Annotated in this window: 24 protein-coding genes; 4 read left to right on the top strand and 20 right to left on the bottom strand. The window is 65.0% G+C overall.

Translation table 11 applies throughout. From position 1 onward, the window contains the following. Nucleotides 1-139: 139 nt before the first annotated feature. From QQS38_RS07775 to QQS38_RS07750, 6 genes are all read right to left on the bottom strand, one after another. Complete coding sequence (locus QQS38_RS07775; RefSeq protein ID WP_479644793.1) at nucleotides 140-409, bottom strand: HPr family phosphocarrier protein; 270 nt, start codon at nucleotides 407-409, stop codon at nucleotides 140-142. A 37-nt stretch (nucleotides 410-446) separates the two neighbouring features. Next, nucleotides 447-1,001: a PTS sugar transporter subunit IIA gene (locus QQS38_RS07770; protein ID WP_479644792.1), complete on the bottom strand. Its 555-nt coding sequence runs from the start codon at nucleotides 999-1,001 to the stop codon at nucleotides 447-449. 278 nt (nucleotides 1,002-1,279) lie between these two features. After that, nucleotides 1,280-2,236 carry a glutathione synthase gene (gene gshB, locus QQS38_RS07765; RefSeq protein WP_479644791.1) on the bottom strand — a complete coding sequence of 319 codons (957 nt, stop codon included), beginning with the start codon at nucleotides 2,234-2,236 and terminating at the stop codon, nucleotides 1,280-1,282. 72 nt (nucleotides 2,237-2,308) lie between these two features. Next, complete coding sequence (gene gshA / locus QQS38_RS07760; RefSeq protein ID WP_479644790.1) at nucleotides 2,309-3,598, bottom strand: glutamate--cysteine ligase; 1,290 nt, start codon at nucleotides 3,596-3,598, stop codon at nucleotides 2,309-2,311. Between the two features lie 213 nt (nucleotides 3,599-3,811). Next, entirely contained in the window at nucleotides 3,812-5,245 is a 1,434-nt protein-coding gene (locus QQS38_RS07755) for an ammonium transporter (protein ID WP_479644789.1), read from the bottom strand. 40 nt (nucleotides 5,246-5,285) lie between these two features. Continuing rightward, nucleotides 5,286-5,624 (bottom strand): P-II family nitrogen regulator, encoded by a 339-nt coding sequence (locus QQS38_RS07750; protein ID WP_027795982.1) that lies wholly within the window; start codon nucleotides 5,622-5,624, stop codon nucleotides 5,286-5,288. Nucleotides 5,625-6,001: 377 nt separating this feature from the next. On the opposite strand from QQS38_RS07750, the gene QQS38_RS07745 reads away from it, so the two are divergent. Next, nucleotides 6,002-6,256, top strand: coding sequence for an accessory factor UbiK family protein (locus QQS38_RS07745; protein WP_479644788.1), 255 nt, complete (start codon nucleotides 6,002-6,004; stop codon nucleotides 6,254-6,256). A gap of 69 nt (nucleotides 6,257-6,325) precedes the next feature. Here QQS38_RS07745 and QQS38_RS07740 read toward each other — a convergent pair whose 3' ends face one another. After that, on the bottom strand, nucleotides 6,326-8,248 hold the full coding sequence (locus QQS38_RS07740) for a phosphatase PAP2 family protein (protein WP_479644992.1): 1,923 nt from the start codon (nucleotides 8,246-8,248) through the stop codon (nucleotides 6,326-6,328). Between the two features lie 253 nt (nucleotides 8,249-8,501). Here QQS38_RS07740 and QQS38_RS07735 point away from each other — a divergent pair, with 253 nt between their 5' ends. After that, nucleotides 8,502-10,130 carry a YifB family Mg chelatase-like AAA ATPase gene (locus QQS38_RS07735; protein WP_479644787.1) on the top strand — a complete coding sequence of 543 codons (1,629 nt, stop codon included), beginning with the start codon at nucleotides 8,502-8,504 and terminating at the stop codon, nucleotides 10,128-10,130. Nucleotides 10,131-10,481: 351 nt separating this feature from the next. On the opposite strand, the gene QQS38_RS07730 is transcribed toward QQS38_RS07735, so the two are convergent. Further along, nucleotides 10,482-11,084, bottom strand: a complete 603-nt coding sequence (locus tag QQS38_RS07730) for a hypothetical protein (protein WP_479644786.1) — start codon at nucleotides 11,082-11,084, stop codon at nucleotides 10,482-10,484. Between the two features lie 206 nt (nucleotides 11,085-11,290). Between QQS38_RS07730 and QQS38_RS07725 the strand changes: the two genes are divergently transcribed. Continuing rightward, the gene (locus tag QQS38_RS07725) at nucleotides 11,291-11,821 is read left to right on the top strand and encodes a TlpA disulfide reductase family protein (protein WP_479644785.1); all 531 of its coding nucleotides are present in this window, start codon (nucleotides 11,291-11,293) and stop codon (nucleotides 11,819-11,821) included. Nucleotides 11,822-11,922: 101 nt separating this feature from the next. Here the strand turns inward: QQS38_RS07725 and QQS38_RS07720 are convergent, their stop codons facing one another. The 6 genes from QQS38_RS07720 to QQS38_RS07695 form a co-directional block, all read right to left on the bottom strand. After that, nucleotides 11,923-13,302 carry a sigma-54-dependent transcriptional regulator gene (locus QQS38_RS07720; protein ID WP_479644784.1) on the bottom strand — a complete coding sequence of 460 codons (1,380 nt, stop codon included), beginning with the start codon at nucleotides 13,300-13,302 and terminating at the stop codon, nucleotides 11,923-11,925. 49 nt (nucleotides 13,303-13,351) lie between these two features. Beyond that, nucleotides 13,352-15,382, bottom strand: a complete 2,031-nt coding sequence (locus tag QQS38_RS07715; protein WP_479644783.1) for a sensor histidine kinase — start codon at nucleotides 15,380-15,382, stop codon at nucleotides 13,352-13,354. Continuing rightward, nucleotides 15,354-16,658: a dicarboxylate/amino acid:cation symporter gene (locus tag QQS38_RS07710; protein WP_479644782.1), complete on the bottom strand. Its 1,305-nt coding sequence runs from the start codon at nucleotides 16,656-16,658 to the stop codon at nucleotides 15,354-15,356. The genes QQS38_RS07715 and QQS38_RS07710 overlap by 29 nt, the downstream gene beginning before the upstream one ends. Nucleotides 16,659-17,040: 382 nt before the next feature. Then, nucleotides 17,041-18,042 (bottom strand): lipoyl synthase, encoded by a 1,002-nt coding sequence (lipA, locus tag QQS38_RS07705; protein ID WP_479644781.1) that lies wholly within the window; start codon nucleotides 18,040-18,042, stop codon nucleotides 17,041-17,043. Further along, nucleotides 18,035-18,820 carry a lipoyl(octanoyl) transferase LipB gene (gene lipB / locus QQS38_RS07700; protein WP_479644780.1) on the bottom strand — a complete coding sequence of 262 codons (786 nt, stop codon included), beginning with the start codon at nucleotides 18,818-18,820 and terminating at the stop codon, nucleotides 18,035-18,037. The genes lipA and lipB overlap by 8 nt, the downstream gene beginning before the upstream one ends. 104 nt (nucleotides 18,821-18,924) lie before the next feature. Next, on the bottom strand, nucleotides 18,925-19,248 hold the full coding sequence (locus QQS38_RS07695) for a DUF2917 domain-containing protein (protein WP_479644779.1): 324 nt from the start codon (nucleotides 19,246-19,248) through the stop codon (nucleotides 18,925-18,927). Nucleotides 19,249-19,359: 111 nt separating this feature from the next. Between QQS38_RS07695 and QQS38_RS07690 the strand changes: the two genes are divergently transcribed. Further along, nucleotides 19,360-20,292: a transcriptional regulator GcvA gene (locus QQS38_RS07690; protein ID WP_479644778.1), complete on the top strand. Its 933-nt coding sequence runs from the start codon at nucleotides 19,360-19,362 to the stop codon at nucleotides 20,290-20,292. Here QQS38_RS07690 and QQS38_RS07685 read toward each other — a convergent pair. From QQS38_RS07685 to QQS38_RS07660, 6 genes are all read right to left on the bottom strand, one after another. Beyond that, nucleotides 20,258-20,527 carry a DUF493 family protein gene (locus tag QQS38_RS07685; protein ID WP_479644777.1) on the bottom strand — a complete coding sequence of 90 codons (270 nt, stop codon included), beginning with the start codon at nucleotides 20,525-20,527 and terminating at the stop codon, nucleotides 20,258-20,260. The genes QQS38_RS07690 and QQS38_RS07685 overlap by 35 nt on opposite strands. A gap of 12 nt (nucleotides 20,528-20,539) precedes the next feature. Next, nucleotides 20,540-21,778: a D-alanyl-D-alanine carboxypeptidase family protein gene (locus QQS38_RS07680; RefSeq protein WP_479644776.1), complete on the bottom strand. Its 1,239-nt coding sequence runs from the start codon at nucleotides 21,776-21,778 to the stop codon at nucleotides 20,540-20,542. Nucleotides 21,779-22,120: 342 nt separating this feature from the next. After that, nucleotides 22,121-22,747: an alpha/beta hydrolase gene (locus QQS38_RS07675; protein ID WP_479644775.1), complete on the bottom strand. Its 627-nt coding sequence runs from the start codon at nucleotides 22,745-22,747 to the stop codon at nucleotides 22,121-22,123. A 21-nt stretch (nucleotides 22,748-22,768) separates the two neighbouring features. Then, a complete protein-coding gene (locus QQS38_RS07670) occupies nucleotides 22,769-23,101 on the bottom strand; it encodes a (2Fe-2S) ferredoxin domain-containing protein (RefSeq protein ID WP_479644774.1) in 333 nt (110 codons plus the stop codon). A gap of 231 nt (nucleotides 23,102-23,332) precedes the next feature. Beyond that, nucleotides 23,333-23,929: an ABC-type transport auxiliary lipoprotein family protein gene (locus tag QQS38_RS07665; protein ID WP_479644991.1), complete on the bottom strand. Its 597-nt coding sequence runs from the start codon at nucleotides 23,927-23,929 to the stop codon at nucleotides 23,333-23,335. Nucleotides 23,930-24,067: 138 nt separating this feature from the next. After that, nucleotides 24,068-25,039: an MlaD family protein gene (locus tag QQS38_RS07660; protein ID WP_479644773.1), complete on the bottom strand. Its 972-nt coding sequence runs from the start codon at nucleotides 25,037-25,039 to the stop codon at nucleotides 24,068-24,070. Between the last annotated feature and the right edge of the window lie 44 nt (nucleotides 25,040-25,083).

The following is a 25,083-nucleotide window of genomic DNA, read 5'->3' as shown; positions in this document are numbered from 1 at the left end:
CGCGCGGGTCAAGCCATGGTGCGCTCGTGCAGCCGCGCCTTCCCGCCAGGCAACGGGCTTCGAATAAAAACGCCGCGGAGCACCGCGGCGTGTGTGCTGCGCGGTCGCTACGCCACTCGCGCGTAGCGGCCCCCCCGGCTTATTGTCCCTCGCCGAATTTGTCGGCGATGAGCTTGAGCAGCGCGTCCATTGCATCCTGCTCGTCGGGGCCCTCGGTTTCGATCGTTACCGTGCTGCCGATGCCGGCCGCAAGCATCATCACGCCCATGATGCTCTTCGCGTTGATTCGGCGGCCATTGCGCGTCATCCAAATTTCCGCTTGATAATTGGCCGCGAGCTGCGTGAGCTTGGCCGATGCACGTGCATGCAATCCCAACTTATTGACGATTGTCGTTTCTTTTTGAAGCATGTGCTCGTCCTGAAAAGCGCAAAGAGAAAGTTCGAAATCAGTGCTGCGGGCCGCTGGGGCTGGCCGTGCTCGTAGGCGAGTCGCCGCCCTCGCTCGAACCCGCGTCGGCAATCGCGCCTGCGCGCTGAGCCGACGTGACGACCGGCACGCCCGGTGCGGCGCATTCCGAGTCACTGCAGACAGTGCCCGCTTGCGCGGCCTCGACGAGCGGCCCGATCGCGTGCACGCCCTTGGTCGCGCCGGCGAGCGCCTTCTCGACGAGCAAATCGAGTTCGCACGTGCGATAGCAGACGCCGCGCACGAGCATCGGCAAATTCACGCCGGCCAGCACGCGCACGCCGGGCAACGCGGAAAGCCGGCTCGCTATGTTGGCGGGCGTTGCGCCGAACATGTCGGTCAGCACGAGCATGCCGTTTTCCTCGCGCAAGCGCTCGATTTCGCTATTGGCCTGAGCCACCACTTGGACCGGATCGCTATCGGGCAGCACATCGATGGCGCCGATGCGCGCGGGCAATCCGCCGTAGATGTGCGCGACGCACTCCTTCAATGCCGAAGCGAGCGGCGCATGGGCAATGATCAAGATGCCGGCCATGTCAGCACGCGCCAAGAGGCGCCGAACACGAGGCCGATCCGGCAGGAAGGGCTACGCGTAGAGCGAGAGTGGGGGATCGTTTCATTTCAGTCTTGCAATGAAAGCGCCGCAAAGGGCCGGATCCAGACGGCCGCCTACATGGGCGCGACGCGAAATACGGACCCACGCCGTACGCGTGGGCTCGCCGCGCGAGCAAACCGTTTCAGCTTCAGGAAGCGGTCATTGTAACAGGCCCATTTTCCACCTAAGCTGCGCTCCTTGCCCGAGGCGTGCAGCCGTCATCGCACCGCGCGCTCCAGCGCGTCGACGAACATCCCGGCGACGTCGAACCCCGTCTGCTCCATGATTTCGCGGAAGCAAGTCGGGCTCGTGACGTTGACCTCGGTGAGATAGTCGCCGATCACGTCCAGTCCGACGAGCAACAGCCCGCGCGCGGCCAGCACCGGCGCGAGCGTATCGGCGATCTCGCGGTCGCGCGCGGTGAGCGGTTGCGCGACGCCGAGCCCGCCCGCCGCCAAATTGCCGCGCACTTCGCCGCCTTGGGGTATGCGCGCCAGCGAATACGGGACGCTTTGGCCGCCGATCAGCAAGATGCGCTTATCGCCCGCGGCGATTTCGGGGATGAACTTCTGCGCCATGACCGAGCGCGCCCCGTCGTGGCTGAGGACTTCGATGATCGAGCCGAGGTTCATGCCCTCGCGCGTGACGCGAAACACGCCCATGCCGCCCATGCCGTCGAGCGGCTTCAAAATCACATCGCCGTGCTCGGCGTGAAACGCACGCAAGCGCGCGGCATCGCGGGTCACGAGGGTGGGCGCAACGAACTGAGGAAATTCGCCGATCGCGAGTTTCTCGGAGTGGTCGCGGATCGTTTGCGGCTTGTTGAAGACGCGCGCACCCGCGCGCTCGGCCAACTCCAGCAGCCAGGTCGATGTCACGTACTCCATGTCGAAAGGCGGATCCTTTCGCATGAGGATGGCGCCGAACGAAGTCAGTTGCCGGTGCTCGTGCGGACCGCTCTCGTGCCACGGATGGCGATGCAGATCGGCAGTGTCGCCGACGATGTCGACGCGGCGCACCGTGGCTTCGACGCTGGCCGACACCCACGCCAGATGCTTGGGTTCGCACGTGTAGACGACGTGGCCGCGACGCGCGGCCTCGGCCATCATCGCGTAGGTGGAGTCCTTGTAGATCTTGAAGTGCGCAAGCGGATCGGCAATGAAAAGAATGTCCATGAAACCCCTGCTCCCCCGGTGGGGGCTCCTGTGTTCGTTACGTTTTCGAGCCCGAGCGCAACCGGCCGGAAGTCAGACTTGGATGGCTTCGGGATCCGTCTTCTCGAGCTCGACCGAGGCGGCGAGCAGCGCGAGCCGTGCGACGACGCCATACATATAGAAACGATTCGGCGGTGCGGCGCCGGGTTTGGCGTGCGCATCGGGCAAGGCCGTATGCTCGAAGCCGAGCGGCACGAAATGCATGCCGGGGGCGTTCAAGTTCTGATCGCGCTCGCGGCTGCCGTGGACGCGGTAGAAGCCGCCCACCACATAGCGATCGATCATGTAGACCACGGGCTCGGCCACTTCCTCGCCGATGCGCTCGAACGTGTAGACGCCCTCCTGCACGATCACATCATGCACCTCCAAGCCTTCCTTGGTGGCCGACATGCGCGAGCGCTCACCCTTGGTCAGATTCGCGACTTCCGAGGCGTCGTGGACGGTCATCACCCCGCGCCCGTCCGTGCCGGCATCCGATTTGATGACGACGTACGGCTTCTCGCCGATGCCGTACTCGCGATATTTGCGGGCGATCTTCTTGATCACGGCGTCGATCGCATCGGCGAGCGCTTGCTCCCCCGTGCGCGCCTCGAAGTCCACGCCTTCGACGTGCGCGAAGTACGGATTGACCATCCACGGATCGATTTCCACGAGCTTGGCGAACTTCTTGGCTACGTCGTCGTAGCACGAGAAGTGCGTCGACTTGCGGCGCACGGCCCATCCGGCGTGCAGCGGCGGCAAGACGTATTGCTCGTGCAGATTCTCGAGGACGGGAGGCAAACCGCCCGACAAATCGTTGTTGAGCAAAATCGAGCAGGGATCGAAATTCTTCAGGCCGAGCCGCCGCGGCGTGCGCTCGAGCGGCTCGAGGACGATCTTTTGCCCATCGGCGAGCGCGATCGTCACCGGCCCGACGATGGTTTCGTCGAGCGTGCCGAAGCGCACGTTCAGCCCGGCTTGCCGCATGATCGTAGCCAAGCGGGCGACATTCTCCAGATAGAAGGCGTTGCGCGTGTGCCGCTCGGGGATCACGAGCAGATTCTTTGCGTCGGGGCAGATCTTCTCGATCGAGGCCATCGCCGCTTGCACCGCGAGCGGCAACACTTCATTGGGCAGATTGTTGAAGCCGCCGGGAAACAGATTCGTGTCGACGGGCGCGAGCTTGAAGCCCGCGTTGCGCAGGTCTACCGAACAATAGAAGGGCGGCGTGTGCTCCTGCCATTCGAGCCGGAACCACCGCTCGATCGCCGGCGTGGCGTCGAGGATCTTCCGCTCCAGATCGAGCAGAGGACCGTTTAACGCCGTAACTAGGTGCGGAACCATTGATTACTCGATGAACAGGGGAGAAGGAGATTGTAGGGCAATTGCCTGGACGATTTGGGGGTGGTTTCGCCGATCGCAAGAGAGGCCCGCGCGGGGCAGTTTCTATCGAGCCGATAGCCAAAATAAAAAACCCCGCCATCAGGCGGGGAAAAGTCGCTGCGCTTCTATTCGGTTCGATGCGCGGCGGGGGCGCGCCCCCGCCGCCGGTATCGATTATTCGACGTGCTCGCCGTGCAGCACCACGTCCAAACCTTCGCGCTCTTCTTCTTCGGCCACGCGCAGGCCGATCACGAGGTCGATGACCTTGAGCAGCACGAAGCTGAGCACACCGCTGTAGACGACCGTCGTCAGCACGCCCTTCGCTTGCAGCAGCAGGCTGCCGTCGGCGCCGCCGATGTCCTTCACCGCGAAAATGCCCGTGAGCAGCGCGCCGATGATCCCGCCCACGCCATGCACGCCGAAGCAATCGAGCGAGTCGTCGTAACCGAGCTTCATCTTGAGCCAGGTGGCCGACCAGAAGCAGACGGCGCCTGCGATGAAACCGATGGCAAGCGCGCCGCCCACGCCGACGTAGCCCGAGGCCGGCGTGATCGCCACGAGGCCGGCGACGGCGCCCGAGGCAATGCCGAGCGCGGAGGGCTTACCCTTGGCGATCCATTCGACGAACATCCAGCCGAGCGCCGCACAGGCCGTGGCCACTTGGGTCGTGAGCATCGCGAAGCCCGCACGGCCGTCGGCCGCGACCGCCGAGCCGGCGTTGAAGCCGAACCAGCCCACCCACAGCATCGCCGCGCCCATCAGCGTCAGCACGAGATTGTGCGGCGCCATCGCTTCACGGCCATATCCGACGCGCTTGCCGAGCACTAGCGCGCAGACGAGACCGGCGATACCGGCATTGATGTGCACGACGGTGCCGCCCGCGAAATCGAGAATGCCGGCGGACGAGAGCCAACCCGTCGGTTCCCAGACCATGTGCGCGACCGGTGAATACACGATCAGCGACCACAGCGTCATGAAAACGAGCATGGCGGAGAACTTCATGCGATCGGCGAACGCGCCCGTGATCAGCGCGGGGGTAATGATCGCGAACGTCATTTGATAGATGAAATAGACGGTCTCGGGGATCGTCGGCGCAAGGTGGCTGACGGTCAAGGTCGTGGCCTTGTCGCCCTTGATGTAGGTCATGCCCGCGAGCAGCACGCGCGAGAAGCCGCCGATGAACGCGTTGCCCGGCGTGAAGGCGAGGCTGTAGCCGACCACGGTCCAGACCACCGTCACGACGCAGGTGATGGCAAAGCTTTGCATCACGGTGGCAAGGACGTTCTTCTTGCGAACCATGCCGGCGTAGAACAGCGCGAGGCCGGGGATCGTCATGAACAGCACGAGCGCCGAAGAAGTGAGCATCCAGGCCGTGTCGCCCGAATTGATCTTCGATGAATCGACCGAGAACGGCGCGGTCGGGGCGGCCGGCGCCGCGGCGGCGGCCGATGCGTCGGGCGCGGCGGCGCTTGCTTGCACGGCTGCGGCAGGCGTGGAAGCGGCGGCCGCAGCGGCCGGGGCTGACGAAGCGTCGTCGGCGAACGCGGCTCCGACGCCGCCCACCAGCAGCGACGCGGCCATCGCCAATGACATCAATAGTTTGCGCATCTTCGGTTTCCTCTATGTCGCTATGTCTTCGAAGTTCTAGTTACAGGGCGTCGGCGCCCGTTTCCCCGGTGCGGATGCGAATCACCTGCTCGATCGGCGTGACGAAGATCTTGCCGTCGCCGATCTTGCCCGTGCGCGCGGCGCGTTCGATGGCTTCGATCGCCTGCTCGACGATGTCGTCCGAGACGGCCGCTTCGATCTTCACCTTCGGCAGGAAATCGACGACGTATTCGGCGCCGCGATAGAGCTCGGTGTGGCCTTTCTGGCGCCCGAACCCCTTCACTTCGGTCACGGTGATACCGGACACGCCGATCGCCGACAACGCTTCGCGCGCTTCATCGAGCTTGAACGGCTTGATGATTGCGGTAATGAGCTTCATGAAAGTCCTCTTTTCGTTGCGAAAACTGTGTTGCCGTGCGCCGGCGCCGCTGGTTCGAGCGGCGCCGGGTGCCAGCCCCCGATTCGTGCGGCCAGAAAAAGCAACAGTCGTGCCATGTCATGTATCGAGGAGCGGCGCAAGGCAACCGGAGCGCGCGCTGGACAGCCGACCGTTTTGGCCGGCGGGGCGCCGCCGCGCTGGCGCGGGCTTGCGATCGTTGCTAGAGTGTTCGCACGCCCGGGAATGCGGGTACGCACCAATGGCGCTCACTGCCGCACAAGCGCGTGTCCAGCACGCACCAAGTTCGACCGCTCGTGCGCCATGGATGCAATTCGGAAGAAAAGCTGCACATTTTTTGTGCGAGAAGGGGAACCACTATGAAGCAACCGACTGATTTCTTTCAGGATTTTCAGAACCGCATGAGCGAGCTGCTGAAGCACTCGCCGGCCAAGGACGTCGAGCGCAACGTCAAAGCCATGCTCTCCCAGGGCTTCTCGAAGCTCGACCTCGTCACGCGCGAGGAATTCGACACGCAAGCTCAAGTGCTGCTCAGAACGCGCACGCGCCTCGAGGAACTCGAGCGCCGCGTGGCCGAGCTGGAGCAGCGGCTGGCCGCGGTTCAAGAACCCTGAGCAAGCGAAGGCGGGCCGCCTGCGCGGCGGCCCCGAGTCGCTTTGTCCCTGCGCTCGCTTTGCGCGACGTCAGCCGTCGATGCGAACTTCGACGCCCGAGGGCCGATACAAGGGCGTCGCCTTATGCCCCTCGACCACGACCGAATCGAATTGGCCGGACAGTTGGCTCGCATCGATGAGATCGATGATGTCGCCCGTGTGCGGCGTCAGGCCGGTTCCCAACTTCACGTGCAGCGTGCCGCCCGCGAGCGTGACACGCCCCGTCACCGCCAGGCGCCCTGCGTCGCCTAGATCGCGGTCGAGTTCGAGCGTGCCGCTTCTCAATTGCGTATATTTCCCGGCGACCGAAGCGCGCGTTGCCGACGCGATCGCAACCGTGCCGCCGCTGACATACACATCTCCCGTCCCGAAGGCGTGGGGCGATCCCGCGATCAGGACGCCGCCCTGCACTTGCGTCCCGCCGGAATAGGTGTTCGCGCCCGCCAGCGTCAATGCCCCCGTACCGTTGAACGTGAGCTTGCCGGTCCCGCCGATGTCGTTGCGCCAGGTATCGGCGGCATTGAAGCCGCCTTGCGAGGCATCCATCGAAATCGTCACGCTCCCGTTGAATTGCCCGTAGCCATCGGCAGCGGCGAATAGGTTCAAACGCCCCCATCCCTCCGCATCGTCGAGCATCGGATAACCCGACGGCAACGCAGTGGTCTTCAGCACGACGCGACGCTGGTCCGCACTCAAATAGGGCAGCCGGGTCTCGAGCAACACCTCGGCTCCCTTCGGAACCGTGGCCGTTGCGCTCGTCGAAGCAATCGGATCGAAGCCGAAGGTCGACCGGCGCAGGTAATTGGCTTTGTTCGTCGCGTAATCGGCGAAGCGATCCGTTGCGGCCGAACCCGAATGCGCATAGGCGGCGAACGTGGACGCATCGGTGTTGGTGGCGGCGTAGAGCGCGCTGTGCGCTTGGGCGAAGGCCGTCTGCTTCAGCGTGGCGTTGGCCGGGGCCAGCAGATTCGCGGCAGCCGACGCCTCGCCGAGCACCCGGCCGCCGATGACGTCCAGGGGCGAATGCATCCCGGCGAGAATCCGGTTTTCGCCGAGTTCGAGGCCGCGGCTCAGCATTTCTTGAAAGCGCTCCGGAACCAGATAGGCCATCGCCACCGCATCGCGCACGCCTTCGGCCGAATGGCCGCTCGGGAAGCCGCCGTCGGTCGCAGGCGTTGCGCTCTCGGCCGGCACGAGCGTCGGCGCCACCACCACGCTGCCGCTCCAGCGATAGGGCCGCTCGTACTTGTAGAAGCGCTTTGCCGGCTCGGTCGACGCGTTCGCCCCTACGGCGTTGATCAGATCGACGACTTTGCCGAAGGTCGCGTTCGCCGAACTGCCGATGCCCGTGTTGTTGCCGCTGTCGTTGTAGAGCGTGGTTGTCGCATTCGAGGGGATCGACGTGATGCTCGTCGTCTGCTCCGCCGCTGCACGCCAGGCGCTCGTCAGCGGGCCCATACCGTCGGATACGCTGTAGCCCTTGCCGCGACGGTCGTCGTAGTAGGCCGCCTCCGCTTGCGCGGCGGTGCGCGCCGTCGTTGCGGCGGCGACGTATTGCACGTTCGCGTTGAGTACCGTCGCGTTCAACGCGGCGCCGTTCGGCGTGCCGTCGGTCGGTACGCCCGTCCACGTCGACGCCACGACGGCCGGAAAACCATCGACCGCAGGCGCCGAGACGCCCGCGTCGACGATATCGGTCAGAGGCTGCCAGAGCGTGCGAAAGCCCGCGAGCACCCGCACGCCCGCGTTGGTGCTCATCGTGGCGTAACGCGCGTCGCCACGCTGGTTGGTAGCGTACGTGTCGACGAACGCCGTCACCGCGGGCGTCGGCGCGCTATCGACGAACCCCGGATCCGCGGGCGCAGCCGGAACGTCGACGCCGGAAGGATCGCCGCCACAGGCGGTGGCAAGGAAAGAAAAGCACGCTGCCGCCGCAAACGCACGGATTTGAATGCCCGATGGTGCCGACACGAGATACCCCCGATGTGTTTAGTGCTTGAAGACACCGGATGTTAGGGGGCGTGTGTGAAGATTTCGAGAAAAGTAATACTAATTAGGAGCGCGAAACGGCTGGGATGCAAAAGAGACATCTGCGAGGTGTGGAAACCCTTTCGCTAGACCGAACGGCTAACGCTGCGGCCCAACGCTGGTGGGTCTCATGGACCGTGCGCTACAGTGCTCACCCGCCCACCTTGCAGGAGAATCCATGTCGCTTGCCGTGGTGCGCTCGCGCGCGCCGGCCGCCGGCCGTGCGCCCGAAGTTACCGTCGAAGTGCATCTTGCCAACGGGCTGCCTTCGTTTTCGATCGTGGGCTTGCCCGACCTCGAAGTGCGCGAAAGCCGCGAGCGCGTGCGCGCCGCGCTGCAAAACTGCGGCTTCGAATTTCCCGTCCGCCGTATCACCGTCAATCTGGCGCCGGCTGATCTGCCCAAAGAGTCGGGCCGCTTCGACTTGCCTATCGCCCTGGGCATCCTCGCGGCCAGCGGACAAATCCCCGCTGGTGCGCTCGGCGAACGCGAATTCGCCGGTGAGCTCTCGCTCACCGGTGCACTGCGGCCGATGCGTGGCGCGTTCGCGATGGCTTGCGGGACCGCGCGTAGCGCTCGGGCGGCTTCGTCACCGGCGGCGGCGCACGTTGGCACAAGGGGCGCGGGCGGCGCGCAGGCCGGCGATCGCTCCGCTCGCGCTGAACCGGCTGCGCTCGACGATCTGCCGCAACTGTATCTGCCTGCATCGAGCGCCGCGGAGGCAGCACTCGTGCCGGGCGTCGCGGTATTCGGGGCGGCCGGTTTGCCGGAACTCTGCGCCCATCTGTGCGGAGACGGACCGGCGCGGCTCCCCCCCATTGCGCCGCCTGCGCCCGGGCAGAGGTCGGCGCCGGCTCACGGACCCGACATGGCGGACGTGATCGGCCAACATGGCGCCCGTCGTGCTCTCGAAGTGGCTGCGGCCGGCGGCCATCATGTGCTGATGGTCGGGCCTCCCGGCGCCGGCAAATCGATGCTCGCGGCGCGTCTACCGAGCTTGCTGCCGCCGATGACGGATGACGAGGCACTCAGTTCGGCGGCCTTGCTGTCGGCCAGCGCGTTGGGCTTTTCACCGGCGCAATGGCGCCAAAGGCCGTTTCGCGCACCGCACCACTCTTCAAGCGCGGCTGCACTCGTCGGAGGCCGCAATCCCCCGCAACCGGGGGAAATCACACTGGCTCACCTCGGCGTGCTGTTTCTCGACGAGCTGCCCGAGTTCGACCGCCACGTGCTCGAAATGCTTCGTGAGCCGCTCGAAGCCGGACGGATCACCGTCTCGCGCGCAGCGCTGCAAATCGACTTCCCCGCCGCCTGCCAACTCGTCGCCGCCATGAACCCGTGCCCCTGCGGCTGGCGCGGCGACCCCGGCGGCCGTTGCCGCTGCACGCCCGAGGTCGCGGCGCGCTATCTGCGCAAGCTCTCGGGCCCGCTCGTCGACCGCATCGACATCCAGATAGAACTGCCTGCCCTGACGCCGGCCGAGCTGAGCGCGCGCGCCGCCGAGAAAGGCGAGCCGAGCGCCGTCGTAGCGGCGCGAGTCGCCGCGGCGCGCGCACGGCAACTCGCGCGGCAAGGCAAGACCAATCGCGAATTGACCGGGCGCGAAGCCGACGAAGTATGCCGCTTGGGTGCCGCGGGGGAGGCGCTGCTACGCGAAGCGAGCGAGCGTTTCCGCTGGTCGGCGCGAGCCTACTACCGAGTGCTAAAGGTCGCCCGTTCCATCGCAGACTTAGTCGGCGACGTCATGCCGCACGCTGGCCATATCGCCGAAGCGATCCAATACCGACGCGTCTTTCCGGCCGGGTGAAGCAAAAAAAACGCTGTCAAGACTTGACTTATACACATTGCCGCCCTCAGGGCCGCCAGCCGATCAGTTTCAGGCGCCTTGCCGGGCTATGATCCCAGCACGTTGATTCTTAACGATATTTAAGAATGTCCGCGCGCGAGGTCCTACCGTGCAAGCCCCGTCCGGCGGGCTTGAGCGCGTCGGCGACGGGTAGTTCTCAACAGAGTTATCCACACCCTCTGTGGATAGCACGAAAACCGGCGAAAAATCCGTGCGTTAGCGGCTTCTCCTGCCGCGGAACCTTCATTCGAATACGCCGTAGGCCGCGTGCTTTGCGCGGGACGATATGTCGCATACCGCCGCGTTTTATCCCTACTGCAGCTTGAAAGAGCCGAAAAATTGGTCGATCTGCTCCTGCGGCGGCGCGTGTGCGCCAACGATCGCCGCCTGATAGACATGCTTGCCGCGACCCACGATCCATGCGTGAATGGTCCGTTGCTCGTGCGTGCCCCCGGCCGCCCCCGTTGCAACGAGCTCGATCGCCGCAATGCCCGCCCCGCCCTGCAACGGCACTTGCACGGGGCGCTCGATGGGCGATGCGCTCACGTTGCGGGCCACCGCGCCGCGCAAGGCCTCGACGACGGACTCGCGCAAGCGTGCATCGTCACGCGGCAAATCGATCGCGGCGATCGCGAAGACGGCGCCTTGCGTGTGCGCCGCGCGAACATGCATCGGCAACGCGTTGCCGGCAATGTCGACACGCCGCTCGTCGACGGTCGGCTTCGCCGGCAGATCGATCGCATAGCCCTCGGCCGGTTCGGTAACCGTACGCCAGTTGTAAGCCGGAGAACACGCCGCGGCGAGCGCAATGCATGCCATCGCGACAAGCGCGGCGAACGGCATGCGCGTGGGCAAGGAAATCGACAGCGGGCCGGGAAGCGGGCCGGCGCGCAGGCCGGAGAAAGGAAAACGCATAGATAACGGGTTGCGGAACGCGCAGATGAACAAACCGCCATTATCCGTCACCGGTCCGCTAAGCTCCCCGTCTGTCGTCTGAACGGGCCGTGCCTGCCGCGTTCGCCAAATGAGGCTAAAATAGCGGCGCTAAATCGCGCCTTTCACCGGCTCCATGCCGGCGTTCCGTATGCAACGGCGGCGATCACCCGCACGAGGTCGTACCCATGAGCCAAACTCCCGCTTCCCCCGCCGGCCGCTCGGGCGCACTGCGCTACGTCGCGTTCGCCGCCGCGGCAGCCGCCATTGCAGTCGCCGGCTACTTTACGTTCGGCAGCAGCCAGCATGTGCCCGATGCCACGTTCACGTTGCTGTCGGGGCAAAAGGTGTCGACCGGCGACTTGAAGGGCAAGGTCTACCTCGTGAATTTCTGGGCGACCGACTGCGAAACCTGCATCAAGGAAATGCCGCAGATGATCGACACGTACAACCGCTTCAAAGGGCGCGGGCTCGAATTCGTCGCCGTGGCGATGAAGTACGACGCGCCGATGTACGTCGTCAACTACACGCAAACGCGTCAACTGCCCTTCAAAGTGGCGATGGACGACGGTAGCGCCGCCAAGGTGTTCGGCAACGTCCAGATGACGCCGACGACCTTCGTGGTCGACAAGAACGGGACCATCCTCAAGCGCTACGTCGGCGAGCCGCAGTTCGCCGAACTCGACCAACTGCTGCAAAAGGCGCTCGGCTCGGCATAAAACGCTTCCTCGCGCGGCCGGTCCCCAGCGATCGGCCGCGGGAAGCGCCGGCCAGCGGCCGAAGCCGCCTTCGTCTCGGCGCGCACTCCCCCAAGGGCTCGTCAGCCTCCTTCCTTCCCGGCTTCACCCCGTTCGGCGAGGCCATATCGTTTGATTTTCTCGTAGAGCGTCGCCTTGCCGATCTGCAGCTCGTCTGCGGCAGCCGGCACGGCGCCGCCGTGCCGCGCCAGCGCTTCGGCAATCGCCGCGCGCTCGAATCGTTCGACCTGCTCCTTGAGCGAATGCCCTGGCGCTGCGGCACCGCCGGGGCCGCTCGATGCGCGCTCGATGCCGAGCACGAGCCGATCCGCCGCGTTGCGAAGCTCGCGCACGTTGCCCGGCCAATCCCGCGCCATCAGTTCGGCGCGCTGACGCGCCGTCAGCACCGGCGCGGGGCGGTCGTAGCGCACCGCGGCCTCGAGCGCGAAGTGCTCGATCAACGGCACGATGTCCTCGCGGCGTTCCGACAGCGGCGGCAATTCGATGGTCACGACGTTGAGCCGATAGAGCAAGTCTCTGCGGAAGACCCCCGACGCCACCAGCGCCTGCATATCGCCCTTGGCCGCCGCCACCACCCGCAAGTCGACGCGGATGGGTTGATTCGAGCCGAGGCGCTCGAGCGCGCCCTCTTGCAAGACGCGCAGCAACTTTACTTGCAGCGCGAGCGGCATGCTTTCGATCTCATCGAGAAACACGGTGCCGCCCGACGCGTATTCGAGCTTGCCGATGCGGCGCTTCGTCGCACCGGTGAACGCGCCCGGCTCGCTGCCGAACATCTCCGATTCGAACATCGCCTCGGGCAGCGCGCCACAATTGACTGCGACGAAAGGCTTGGCGCTGCGCGGCGAAAGTTCGTGCAGACTGCGCGCAACGAGTTCTTTGCCGGCGCCCGTGTCGCCGATGATGAGGACCGACGCGTCGGTTGGCGCGACGTTCACGATGAGGCGACGCACCGCGTCGATGGCGGCGCTGCGGCCGATGATGCGCGGCACGAGCGCGTCGCGGCCGGCCAGTTCGCGGCGCAGCGCGACGTTTTCCAGCAGTAGGCGCCGCTGCTCGAGGGCGCGCCGCACCGTGTCCACCAGCCGTTCGGCGGCGAACGGCTTTTCGACGAAGTCGTAGGCGCCTTCGCGCATCGCCTGCACGGCCATCGAAATGTCGCCGTGTCCGGTAACGAGGATCACGGGCACGTCGGGGGCATGCTCATGACAGTGCGCGAGCAACTCGAGCCCGCTCGCGCCGGGCAGCCGAATATCGCTGACGACGACTCCCGCGAATTCGTCTCCCAACACGTCCAGCACGCTGCGCGCGGCTTCCACCGAGCCGTAGCCGCTGACGGCGAACCCCGCCAACTGCAAGCTCTGCACGCTGGCGCGGCGAACGAGTTCGTCGTCTTCGATGAAGATGACCTGGGGATTGTCTGTCGTCGCCGTCGCGTTCATGTCGGTGGTTCAAATTCGAGAATTCGGAGCGGGCAAAGTGCACACCGCGCTAGCGCGAGGACGCCGCGTCGGGCAGCGTCCTCGCGGCTGCGTTCGCGCGACGCAACGTCAGCACGAATGCGGCGCCCCCGCCCGGTTCGTTGTGGGCGCTCAGCGAGCCACCGCAATCACGCGCGATCGACGAAGCGATCGCCAGACCGAGTCCGAGGCCCTTGCCCATTCCTTTCGTCGTGAAGAATGGCTCGAAAAGCCGGGGCAGGACGTCGGCGGGAATACCCGGACCATTGTCGCGCACGATGATCGCCACCGCGTCCGCGCCGACATCGATGTCGATCGAAAGACGCGGTTCGTCAACCGTCTCGAGCGCGTCGAGCGCGTTGCCGACGAGATTGATGAGCGCTTGCTCGAGCCGAAGATCGTCGCAATAGGCTACGAGGGACATGTCGTTCGCCGCCGGGTCCACCGGCCGATAGCGCTGCGCCTCGGCTGTCGCGTGCTGCGTTGCCCGATCGCCCACGAATGCAACCTCACGGATGCGGAGCTCGACCGAAACGCGCTGCAGCCGCTTTTGCAGCAATTGCAGCGTATTGCGCAGCGCGCGCACCACGGGCGAGCGCGCATTGTGCGTCTGTGCGCGGCCGACGAAGAGCTTGAGCTGATTCGTGATCTTTCCCATGCGGTCGGTCAATGCGCCGATCGCCTCCAGGTTCTCGCGCGCATCGGCAAGCGCGCCGCGCTCGATCAGCACGCGCGTGTTGTCGGAAAACGTGCGCAGCGCGCTCAACGGTTGATTCAGTTCGTGGGTGATGCCCGCCGCCATCTGGCCCAGCGCAGCCAGCTTGCTGGTTTGAAGCAGCTCCTCGTGCGCGGCGCGCAACTCGTTCTCCGCGCGCGTGCGCTCGGCCACCTCCGTCTGCAACTGTGCATTGGCTGCCGATAAATCGGCCGTGCGTTCCTCGACGCGCTGGTTCAATTCCCCATACGCCTTTTGCAGCAATGCCCGCCCCTTCATCATCTCGCGCAGGCGCGCGCGCCGCATGCGCCAGTAGAACGCCAGCAAGCAAAGCGAAACGAAGCCGAAGCCGACGGCGGCGGTCGTATTGCGCGCGTCGTCGAGCACCGAGTCCACGGGCGCGAGCGTCATCAATTGCCATTGGGGTGCGCCAAGGCTGCGCTGCGTGAGCAAGTAATAGGGAGAAAAGCGCTTGGCGCCCACCCGCACGACGTGCGCATCCGAGGCATTGAGTGCACGCACGGGCGTGATCGGCAGCTTTGCGATCGACTGCTGCGCGTACTGGCGCGTTTCCTCGATCGCGGCCGCCACGTCCGGCGGCAAGTCGCGCACCGCCCGGTATTTCCACGCGGGCACGGACGACAAAAAGATCACACCATGCTTATCGACGATGAAAACCGGCTCGTTCGCATCGGTGCCGGGAAACCATTCGAGATTGAGCTTGAGGACCGCCGCGCCTACGATTCGGCCGCCGCGGTAGACCGGCTGCGAAATGTAATAGCCCGGCACGTGCGACACCGTGCCGATGCCGAAGAAGCGGCCGACGCGCCCAGCCATTGCATCGACGAAATAGGGCCGAAACCGGTACTGCGAGCCGGCGAAGCTATCGGGGCGGTCCCAGTTGCTCGCCGATAGGCAAAAGCCGTCGGCGCGGATGATGTAGGTGACATCGGCGTGCGCGTGGGCGTTCGCATCCGTCAGATATCGATTCGCGCGGGCGATGGCGTCGGAAGCGCCCGTCTCGAGCGCTTCGCCGACAACCGGGTGACTGGCGACGAGGTAGGAAAGCGATTCGTAGCGCTCGAGCGTGTCGCCGAGTGCGCTGACCGTGCGGTCGGCCCGCACGGCGGCTTGCTGCTGAAGGGCGTCGATCCCGCGCAGCCAAGCGAGACGCCACGTGGCGGCGCACACCGCGACGAGCGCCGCCGCGAGCGCGAGAACGACGAGGAGACGGCGCGTCACGGTGTCGAATTCCTCGCAGGACAGTGGCCTATTGTGGCATATAGCCCACCGCGCCCGCGCGCGCCGCGCGATGCACTCAGGCGCCGGCCGAGCTCGCTTGGGCATCCGCTTCGGCCGCGCCGCCGCGGCCGAGCGCCGCGCGCAGCTTCGAGCGGTCCAGCTCCTTTTCCCAAGCGGAGACGACGACGGTGGCCACGCCATTGCCGACGATGTTCGTCAGCGCGCGGCACTCGCTCATGAAGCGGTCGATGCCGAGAATCAGCACCATGCCCGAGAGCGGAATCGTCGGCACGACGGCCAGCGTGGCCGCGAGCGTGATGAAACCGGCCCCCGTCACACCGCTCGCACCCTTGGAAGTCAACATGGCGACGGCGATCAGCGTGAGCTGCTGCATCAGCGTGAGATCGGTGTTCGTCGCCTGCGCGATGAACAAGACGGCCATCGTCATATAGATGTTGGTGCCGTCGAGATTGAACGAGTAGCCCGTGGGCACGACGAGACCGACGACCGAGCGCGAGCAGCCGAGCTTTTCCAGCTTGTCCATGAGCTGCGGCAAAGCGGCTTCGGACGAGCTCGTGCCGAGCACGATCAGCATCTCCTCTTTGATGTAGGCGATGAAGCGCACGATGTTGAAGCCAACCAGCCGCGCGACCGTGCCGAGCACGACGAGCACGAACACGATCGCGGTCAGATAGAACGTGCCGATCAGCTTCAGCAGCGGCAGCAGCGAGCCGAGGCCGTATTTGCCGATCGTGAAGGCCATTGCACCGAAAGCCCCGATCGGAGCGAGCTTGGTCACGATGCGCACGATCCCGAACAGCACTTGCGAGACGCTTTCGATGAAATCGGTGACGGGCTTGCCGCGCTCGCCGATCGTGGCGAGCACGCTGCCGAACAGCAACGCGATGAGCAGGATCTGCAAGATCTCGCCCTGCGCGAACGCGTCGATCATCGTGTGCGGGATGATGTGCATGAAGAAGTCCACCGCGCTCTGGCCATGCGCCTTGGCGGCGTACGAGGCCACGGCTTTGCCGTCGAGCGAGTTGACGTCGACGTTGAAGCCTGCACCCGGCTTGAGCACGTGCGTGGCGATGAGGCCGAGCACGAGCGCGAACGTGGAGATGACTTCGAAGTAGAGCAGCGCCTTGCCGCCGACACGACCGACTTTCTTCATGTCCTCCATGCCGGCGATGCCGGACACCACCGTGCAGAAAATGATCGGGCCGATGACCATCTTCACCAGTTTGATGAAGGCGTCCCCAAGCGGCTTCATGTCGATCGCGAGCGCGCTCGAGAAATGACCGAGCAGGATGCCGGCGACGATCGCGGCGATGACCTGCACGTAGAGAATTCGGTAGAAGGGTTTCTTCAGAGGACGCATCGGTGTCTCCCAACTTAGGATGTAATCGATAGGCCAAAGCGGCCTTCGTGGGCGCTATCGATTGCAAGGTCGATGCCAGTCCGAGATGGGACGTTAGTTATTGATTTTATTGAATATTTTTGGCGCGACGCGCATCAGCCGTCCGGGTTTCCGGAATCGCGAACGCGGCGCGTCCAGATCTCTGGAGGAAAGAGCGGAAGGTGGAAGTGGCGCGACTGGAAGTCGGCCCGAACTGCGCAACGACATTCCTGCCAGGCATATGAAGCGATTCGATACCCGAGAAAACGAGCGCGCCTTCTCGGGGACCCATCGTGTCTTTGACTGAGAAAATAAGAAACCCGCTCGCGCGGCGGTTTCGTGGTTCAACGCGGCGGGCTACCGCTCAAACCACGCCCGCATCGTGCGCCTGCTGATCAGCGTGATAGCTCGAGCGAACCATCGCGCCCACGGCTGCGTGCGTGAAGCCCATCTTGTAGGCCTCTTGCTCGTACATCTTGAAGATGTCCGGATGCACATAGGCGCGTACCGGCAGATGATGCTCCGACGGTTGCAGGTATTGGCCGATCGTCAACATGTCGACATCGTGCGCACGTAGATCGCGCATCACCTGCAGGATCTCTTCCTCGGTTTCGCCCAGGCCCACCATGAGGCCCGACTTGGTCGCCACCTCGGGATGCAGCGCCTTGAAATCCTTCAACAACTTCAGCGAATGGGCGTAGTCGGACCCCGGACGCGCTTCCTTATACAACCGCGGTACCGTTTCGAGGTTGTGGTTCATGACATCGGGCGGCACGGCGTTCAGAATCTCGAGCGCGCGGTCGAGCCGACCGCGGAAATCGGGCGTCAAAATCTCGATGCGGGTTTGCGGCGAATGCTCGCGCACTTGCTTGATGCATTCCACGAAATGGCCCGCGCCGCCGTCGCGCAAGTCGTCGCGATCGACACTCGTGATCACCACGTACTTGAGCTTGAGCGCCGCAATCGTGCGCGCGAGGTTGAGCGGCTCGTCGGTATCGAGCGGGTCGGGCCGGCCGTGCCCGACGTCGCAGAACGGGCAGCGGCGCGTGCATTTGTCGCCCATGATCATGAACGTGGCCGTGCCCTTGCCGAAGCATTCGCCGATGTTCGGGCAACTCGCTTCTTCGCACACCGTGTGCAAGTTGTGCTCGCGCAGGATCTGCTTGATTTCCGAAAAACGCGAATTGCCGGTTGCGGCCTTCACTCGAATCCATTCCGGCTTCTTCAGCTTCTCGATCGGCACGATCTTGATCGGAATGCGCGCGGTCTTGGCCTGCGCTTTTTGCTTGGCGGTGGCGTCGTACGGCGTGGAGGCGGCTTGCGGCGCGTCGAGTGCGCCGCTCGGTTGAGCGGTAACGTCAGTCATTCGGTGATCCAGTCGATGAGCGATGCGCAGTAGCGCCGTCGAGGTTCGCGGCGAGCTGCGCCGCCAAGGTTTCGGCCACTTGGTTCCAGCCGGCGGCGACGCCGAGCGTGGCCATGTCGACCGTCTCGAGCCCCGCGTAACCGCACGGGTTGATCGCGAGAAACGGCCGCAGATCCATCTCCACGTTCAGGCTGACGCCGTGGTAGCTGCATCCGTTGCGGATTTTCAGGCCCAGCGCGGCGATCTTCGCGCCTTCGTGCCCGGCCGGCCCGGGCGCCACGTAGATGCCCGGGGCGCCGGGCCGCCTCACGCCGACGAGATTATACGCCGCGAGGGTATCGATCACCGCCTGCTCGATCCGCGTCACGAGTTCGCGCACCATCAGCTTGCGGCGGCGCAAATCGAGCAGCAAATAGGCGAGAACCTGGCCGGGGCCGTGATAGGTGATCTGTCCCCCGCGGTCCACTTTCACGAGCGGAATGGCCGGATCGGCCGCCAATAAATGGGCAGGGTTGCCTGCTTGGCCGAGCGTGAACACGGGCGGATGCTCCACGAGCCAGATCTCGTCAGGGGTGTCGGCCGTGCGCGCCTCGGTGAAGGCGCGCATTTCGTCGAACGCGGCATCGTACGCAACGCGCCCGCGCCAACGGACAATCGGGGCTGGGCCGCAGGCATGCGCCGCTTGATGCGGGGCACCGCTCGGCGCCGGGTCCTGCACGACTGCCTCCGAGACGGACGACAGCAAGGGGAGGGGCGAAAAAGACGATGCGGCGCACATGATCGCCGCAGTTTACCGGAATCGAGCCCGGCCCGCCCGGCCCAGGCCACGATTCTTGCGCGAAATCAAGCGCTTCGCGCGTGTGCGGCTGGCTCGCCGAGCGCTTACACCGTGCGCCACCCGCCAAAGCGCGCGGCCCACCATTCGGTCACCGCCTGCACCAAATCGGCCACGAACGCCGTCCGGGGCAGCGGGGCCACGAAAGCAACGCGCGCCGCACGCTCGCCTTCGACGCTCAGCCAGAGCCGCTCCCCCCGCCGCAAACGCAGCGAGCGGCCCGGCGCGAGCCAGTAGTCCTCGACATCGTTACTGCGCGTAACCCACACCGGCGCGCCATGCACGGACAAGCGCGTGCTATGGGCAACCATCATCGGCACGAGTTCGCCCGGGCCGAGTTCGAGAGTGAAGCTTGAAGAAATTTGTCGCATGATCGGGTCCACCAAAAGTTGTTCCGTGGCTAGAATCGTAGGCGCGCCAAGGCTTTTGGCAAAACGATCAATTCTCACGTGTATGTGAGAAAAACTAACAGAAGCGACGTCATGGACCTTCGACAACTCCCCGCGCTCAATGCGCTGAAGACCTTCGAAGCCGCCGCCCGCCACGAGAGCTTTTCGCGTGCCGCCGACGAATTGTTCGTCACGCACGGCGCCGTGAGCCATCAGATCCGCGCTTTGGAGGACGCACTCGGCACGCCGCTGTTTCTGCGCGACGGCAAACGCGTGCGTCTGACCGACGCGGGCTGCCGCTACGCGAAGGACGTGCGCTCGGCGCTCATGTCGCTCGCGGACGCGACACGAGCCGTACGCGAGGGCCAACGCGCGCGGCGTCTCGTGGTTTCGTCGATGTCCTCTTTTTCGGCGCGCTGGATGACGCCTCGCATCGGCCGCTTCATCGAGCGCCATCCCGAATTCGATCTGGAACTCTTATCGACGAACGCCCTCACCGACTTCACGCGCGATGACGTCGACGTCGCCATACGCTTCGGCCCGGGCGGGTATGCGGATCTTTATACCGAGCGGCTGCTCGACGAGGTGGCGTTTCCGGTGTGCGCGCCGACGTACAATCCGGGCGCGCTGCCGAAAACCCCCGCCGAGCTTGCGGCGTCGCCGCGGCTGTTGCGTTCGGACGATCAAATGTGGAGCGCGTGGTTCAAGGCGGCGGGCCTCACCGGAATGTCCGAACCACGGCGCGGCGTGATGTACCAAGACTCGTCGAACCTGCTGCAGGCGGCGATCGATGGCCAAGGGATTGCGCTCGTGCGGCGCTCGATCGCCACGCACGAACTCGCCGCGGGGCGGCTCGTGCGCTTGTTCGACATCGACGCGCCGAGCCCGTCCGCTTACTGGTTCGTGTGCCCGCCGCCGCTGCTGAGCAGCATGCGGGTGCAGGCGTTTCACACGTGGCTGTTGGAGGAAGTGGGGCGCTTTCGCGCACTTTTTACAACACCACCGACACCATCGGATGCCCCGTGAGGGCACGATAAATGTCGTCGAGTTGCTCCCGGCTCGAGGCCCGCACCGTCACGGTCAAACCGATGTAGTTGCCGCCGCTCGAGGGCCGCGTTTCGATGCGATCGGCATCGAACGTCGCGTCGAACTGCCGGACGACCGTGACGATCGTCTCGGTGAACTCGGGATGCGACTTGCCCATGACTTTGATTGGAAAGTCGCAAGGAAACTCGAACAGGGATTCGTTCACCGGGCTCATGTCACGCCTCCATCACTTCTTCTTGCTGAACATGAGCAAGAGCGAATCCCAAATGCGGCCGCCGATGCCCGCTTGGGGCACCGCCTGCAATGCCACCACGGGGAACTGCGTGAGCGTCTTGCCGTCGGCCACGATCTGCACCGAGCCCACCTGCTGACCGTTCGCGATCGGCGCGACGAGCGGCTCGGTCAAGGCGAACTGCGGCTTGACCTTCTCGCCCATACCGCGCGGCACGGTGATGTACTGATCGGTTTTCACGCCCACCTGCACGGCCTCGGCCGCACCCTTGTAGACGCGCGGCGTCTGCACGGCCTGGTTTGCTTTGAACAAGCGTACGGTGTCGTATGCGCTATAGCCGTAATTGAGCATTTTCATGCTGTCTTGGACGCGCTCGTGCTCTTTTTGCTCGCCCATCACCACGCTGACGAGACGGCGCGACGCGTCGGGCACGCCCGCTAGCGGGCGCTTGGCCGAGGCAATCAAACAGTAGCCGGCGGCCTGCGTGTGGCCCGTCTTCAAGCCGTCCACCGTCGGATCGAGCCACAGCAACCGATTGCGGTTGGGCTGCTTGATCTTGTTGTAAGTGAAATCCTTGACCGAGAATATCTTGTAGTACTCGGGATAGTCGCGAATCAAGTGCGCGGACAGAATCGCGAGGTCGGCGGCCGTCGTGTAGTGCTGCGGATCGGGCATGCCGTTCACATCTGCATAGTGAGTGCCCTTCATGCCGAGCCGCTGCGCTTCGGTATTCATCATCTCGACGAAATGCGCTTCGCTACCGCCGACGAGTTCGGCCAGCGCGATCGCCGCATCGTTGCCCGACTGCACGATCATGCCGTAGACGAGATCGTGCACCGTGACGGGCTTCTCGGCCTCGATGAACATGCGCGATTCGTCATTGTGCACGCGCCGCACGGCCAGGCTGGGCGTGACCACCTGATCCATCGAAATCTTCTTCGTTTGCAACGCCTCGAAGACGAGATACGCAGTCATCAGCTTCGTCAACGAGGCCGGCTCGACACGTTCGTCGGCATTGCCCGAAGCGAGGACCTGATTGCTCGTGGCATCGACGAGCACCCACGAGCGCGCGGTGACCGCGGGCGGGGGCACCTGGGCCGACGCCGCCGGCGCATAGGCGAGGCCGCCCGCGAGCGTCGCGGCGACGAGTGCCGCGACGCTCGCACAGCGTTGCAGCGAGGAAGGAATCAAAGCAGAAACGGGCGACGCAAGGCCGAAAGAGGAAGAACGCATAGATCGATTTCGTGCAGAAAAACGAGGCGCGGTGCATGCACCAGCGGGAAGTGCCTGCCGCCGACAGGCGGTTCTCGCCGCCCATCGCGGCGAACGGTACGCGAGCGACGCAGCCAGCGCGGCGCCGGTTTGACCCTCGGCGCGCGATTCGGTTCGCGTCGTTCGCTCCGTGAGCCGACATGCGCCCTACGCATCGCACTTGCAGGGCGCAGCGACGAGACGGCGCGCAAAAAAATTTCGCCCATTATACGCGGCGCCTCTGCTCGAAAATGGGCTTTTTGACGAGGCGCGAAGCGTGCTGCAACCACATAGGGCTCGCTCAATCGTCAGCGTATTGCCGGCTCAGCGCCAAGCATCGATCACGATCCGCTTCAAAATATGCAGCTTCCGATGCAGGAAATGCTCGGCGCCCGGAATCACGACGACGGGCAGCTCCTGCGGCCGAGCCCAGTCGAACACCGAGGCGATCGGCACCGTGTCGTCCTGTTCGCCGTGAATGACGAGCGTATTCTCGGGCACGGGCGCCACCTCGAAGCGGCTCGCGGCGGTGCCGACGAACACCATGCGCTCGACCGCTTCGCCGCGCTCGGCCAGCATGCGAGCGACGTGCGAGATCACGGCGGTGCCGAACGAGAAACCGGCCAGCACGAGCGGCAACGACGCGTGCGCCGGTTGCTCGCGCATGTGCGCGAGGACGGCGAGCAAGTCCTCGCGCTCGCCCACGCCCTCGTCGTATTGGCCTTCGGTCTGCCCCACGCCGCGAAAATTCGAGCGATAGGTCGCGTAGCCCAATTGCACGAGCGTGCGCGCGAGCGTCTGCGCGACCTTGTTGTCCATCGAGCCGCCGAACAGCGGATGCGGGTGCGCGACGAGTGCGATGCCGCGCGGCTCGCCGTCGGGCGCATCGAGCGCGACTTCGATTTTGCCGACGGGACCGTCGATCAGGAATTTTTTCGTGTGAACGTTCATGAGGCAGCAAAACTCGGTGGCTCAGGCGGGTTGATCGATCAGCAAGCGCTCGACGATCTTGCCCTCCTTCAGGTGCGAATCGACGATTTCGTCGAGATCGGCTTCGTCGAAGTAGGTGTACCAAGTGCCCTCGGGATAGATGACGATCGTCGGGCCTTGCTCGCACCGATCGAGGCAGCCTGCCTTGTTGATGCGCACGTTGCCGGGGCCCGCGAGCCCAAGCTTCTTCACGCGCTTCTTGGCGTGATCGAGCATCTTTTCGGCATCGCAGCGCCGGCCGCAACTGGGCCTCTCGGCGCCGGGGTCGCGTTGATTCAAGCAAAAAAAGACGTGGTACTTGTAGAAGGAGTCCATGGTCTTCGGTCGGAGGTCTGGTTGAGCCGGGCCGGCGCGTTCGCGCCGTGCGGCGTATGACTCACGCCGCACCGCCATCGGGCGCTAGTCGGATGGGAAAAGCCCGGCCGATTATAGCGAGCGGCGCCCAGGGGCGCTGAAGCTCGCCGCGCAAGGCGGTGAGCGGTGAGCGGCACGGCGGCGCTTGCTCGCGTGCAAGCCCGGCTCGTCAGGCCTTTGCGCGCAGCGCCCTCACTGCGTGAGTTCGCCCGCTTGAACGCCGAGCCAGGTGGCGAGCTGGGCCACGAACTCGTCGCTCGCCGTTGCGAGCGCATGCGCGCCGCCCGCGGCGTTGGGCATCCTCGCCGGCGCGCGTGCAACGAACGTGCGTTGCGCGATCACCTTGCCGTCTTTCAAGATCGTCGCGCGCGCCGTCAATGCGCCATGGCTCTGCCCCTCGCTGTCGAACACCTGCTCGAACTGTTCGAGATCGATCGTCAGTTGCGGCGCCTGCGCACCCTGGCCGGCGCCGAGCACCGCACCGTGCGCGGCGAGCGCATGACGTACGCGCTCGGTCAACAACTGCGCCGGGCGCATCGTCCAGCGACTGTTCGCATAGGCCGCGGTCTGCCGCGGATCGGCATAGCTCATGCGGTACAAGATCTCGTCGGTTTCGAGCGCGCGCGGGGCGCGCACGTCCAGTAGCCGTATCGGCGGCAACGCACCGGCATCGGACGCGGGGTTCGCCGGGGCCGGCCCGAAGTCGTAGCGAATGTCGGAGACGGCCGGGGGCAATCCGAGCGTGCAACCGGTCATCGCCCCGATCAAAGCGAGGCTCGAAGTCAGCATGCATGCCGCCACGAGCGAGCGCGCCAGCGCCCAGATCGCAGCGCTGCCGCGCGGTGCTGCGGAGCGGTTCGCCTTGCCGCGCCGCAACCGAATGGTGATGTCGAATGAACGTGCCATGTGCTTCGGATCCTTTTCCGTTTAACGATGTGTCTGCGCGTCGCCTTGGCTGGGCCACACAAAACCCGGCTCGCCGGGGCCGGGCTGCGCGCGCGCCACACCGAACAGCACGCTCCTCGGGCTCGTGCTGAAGACATTGGCGGCACGATCGAACGAGCGCGCCGCACCGCTCATATCGGTTGCGAGCGCATTCACCCGCGGCAGCGTTTCGTCGTCCAAGCGCAACGTCATGTCCTGCACCGCTGCATCCATCGTCGCCAACGCGCCGCCGGCACGATCGGCCGCAGCGCCAACCTTGTTCAGGTTAGAGACGAGCGGGCCGCTCGGCGAGGATAAGGTCGCAACGAGCGCGTCGGTCGACGCGAGCGTGCGCGAAAGCGCGTTCATCGTCCCCGGCAGTTGCGCTGCAACCGGCGTGGCCTTCTGCGCGAGCGTGGTCACGGCGTCGGCCGCATGCTGCAAACTTGCCGCTGTGGCCATCAGTTGCACGCGCGTTTGATCCGACAGCAATGCGTCGGCGCGCGCGGCAACGTTTTGCAATTCACTCAGCAGCGCGTCCCCCCGCTGTTGCAATTGATCGAGCAGACCCGGGCGCATCGGCAATTGCGCCACGTGTTTCGGCGATGTCGGCACCGGGGCAAGATCCGCGCCCGTATCGTCGAGTTGCACGAAGGCAAGCCCCGTCACGCCTTGCAGGGCCAAACTGCCGAACGTCGAACGCGTGATGGGCGCGTTCTTATCGACGAGGATGCGAATCACGATCGTCCCCGGGTGCGCCCGATCGAACCGGATCGACTGCACCTTGCCCACTGCAAGCCCGCGATAACGGACGTCGGCATCGGTCGAGAGCCCCGTCACGTTCGTGTGCGAAATCAGGTCGTACGGCACGCGCACCGTGCGGTCGAGGTTGAACCACAGGACCGTGAGCGCGATGGCGACGCCCAGTCCGACGGTGAAGAGTCCAGCCCAGAATGCATGCGATTTGTTTTCCATTCGCTTGGGTTCCCGTCGTTGCGCGAGGCGTCCGGAAGCGGCGC

This window comes from Trinickia sp. Z7, assembly GCF_056498045.1.
This window is presented reverse-complemented; position numbering and strand designations above follow the sequence as displayed.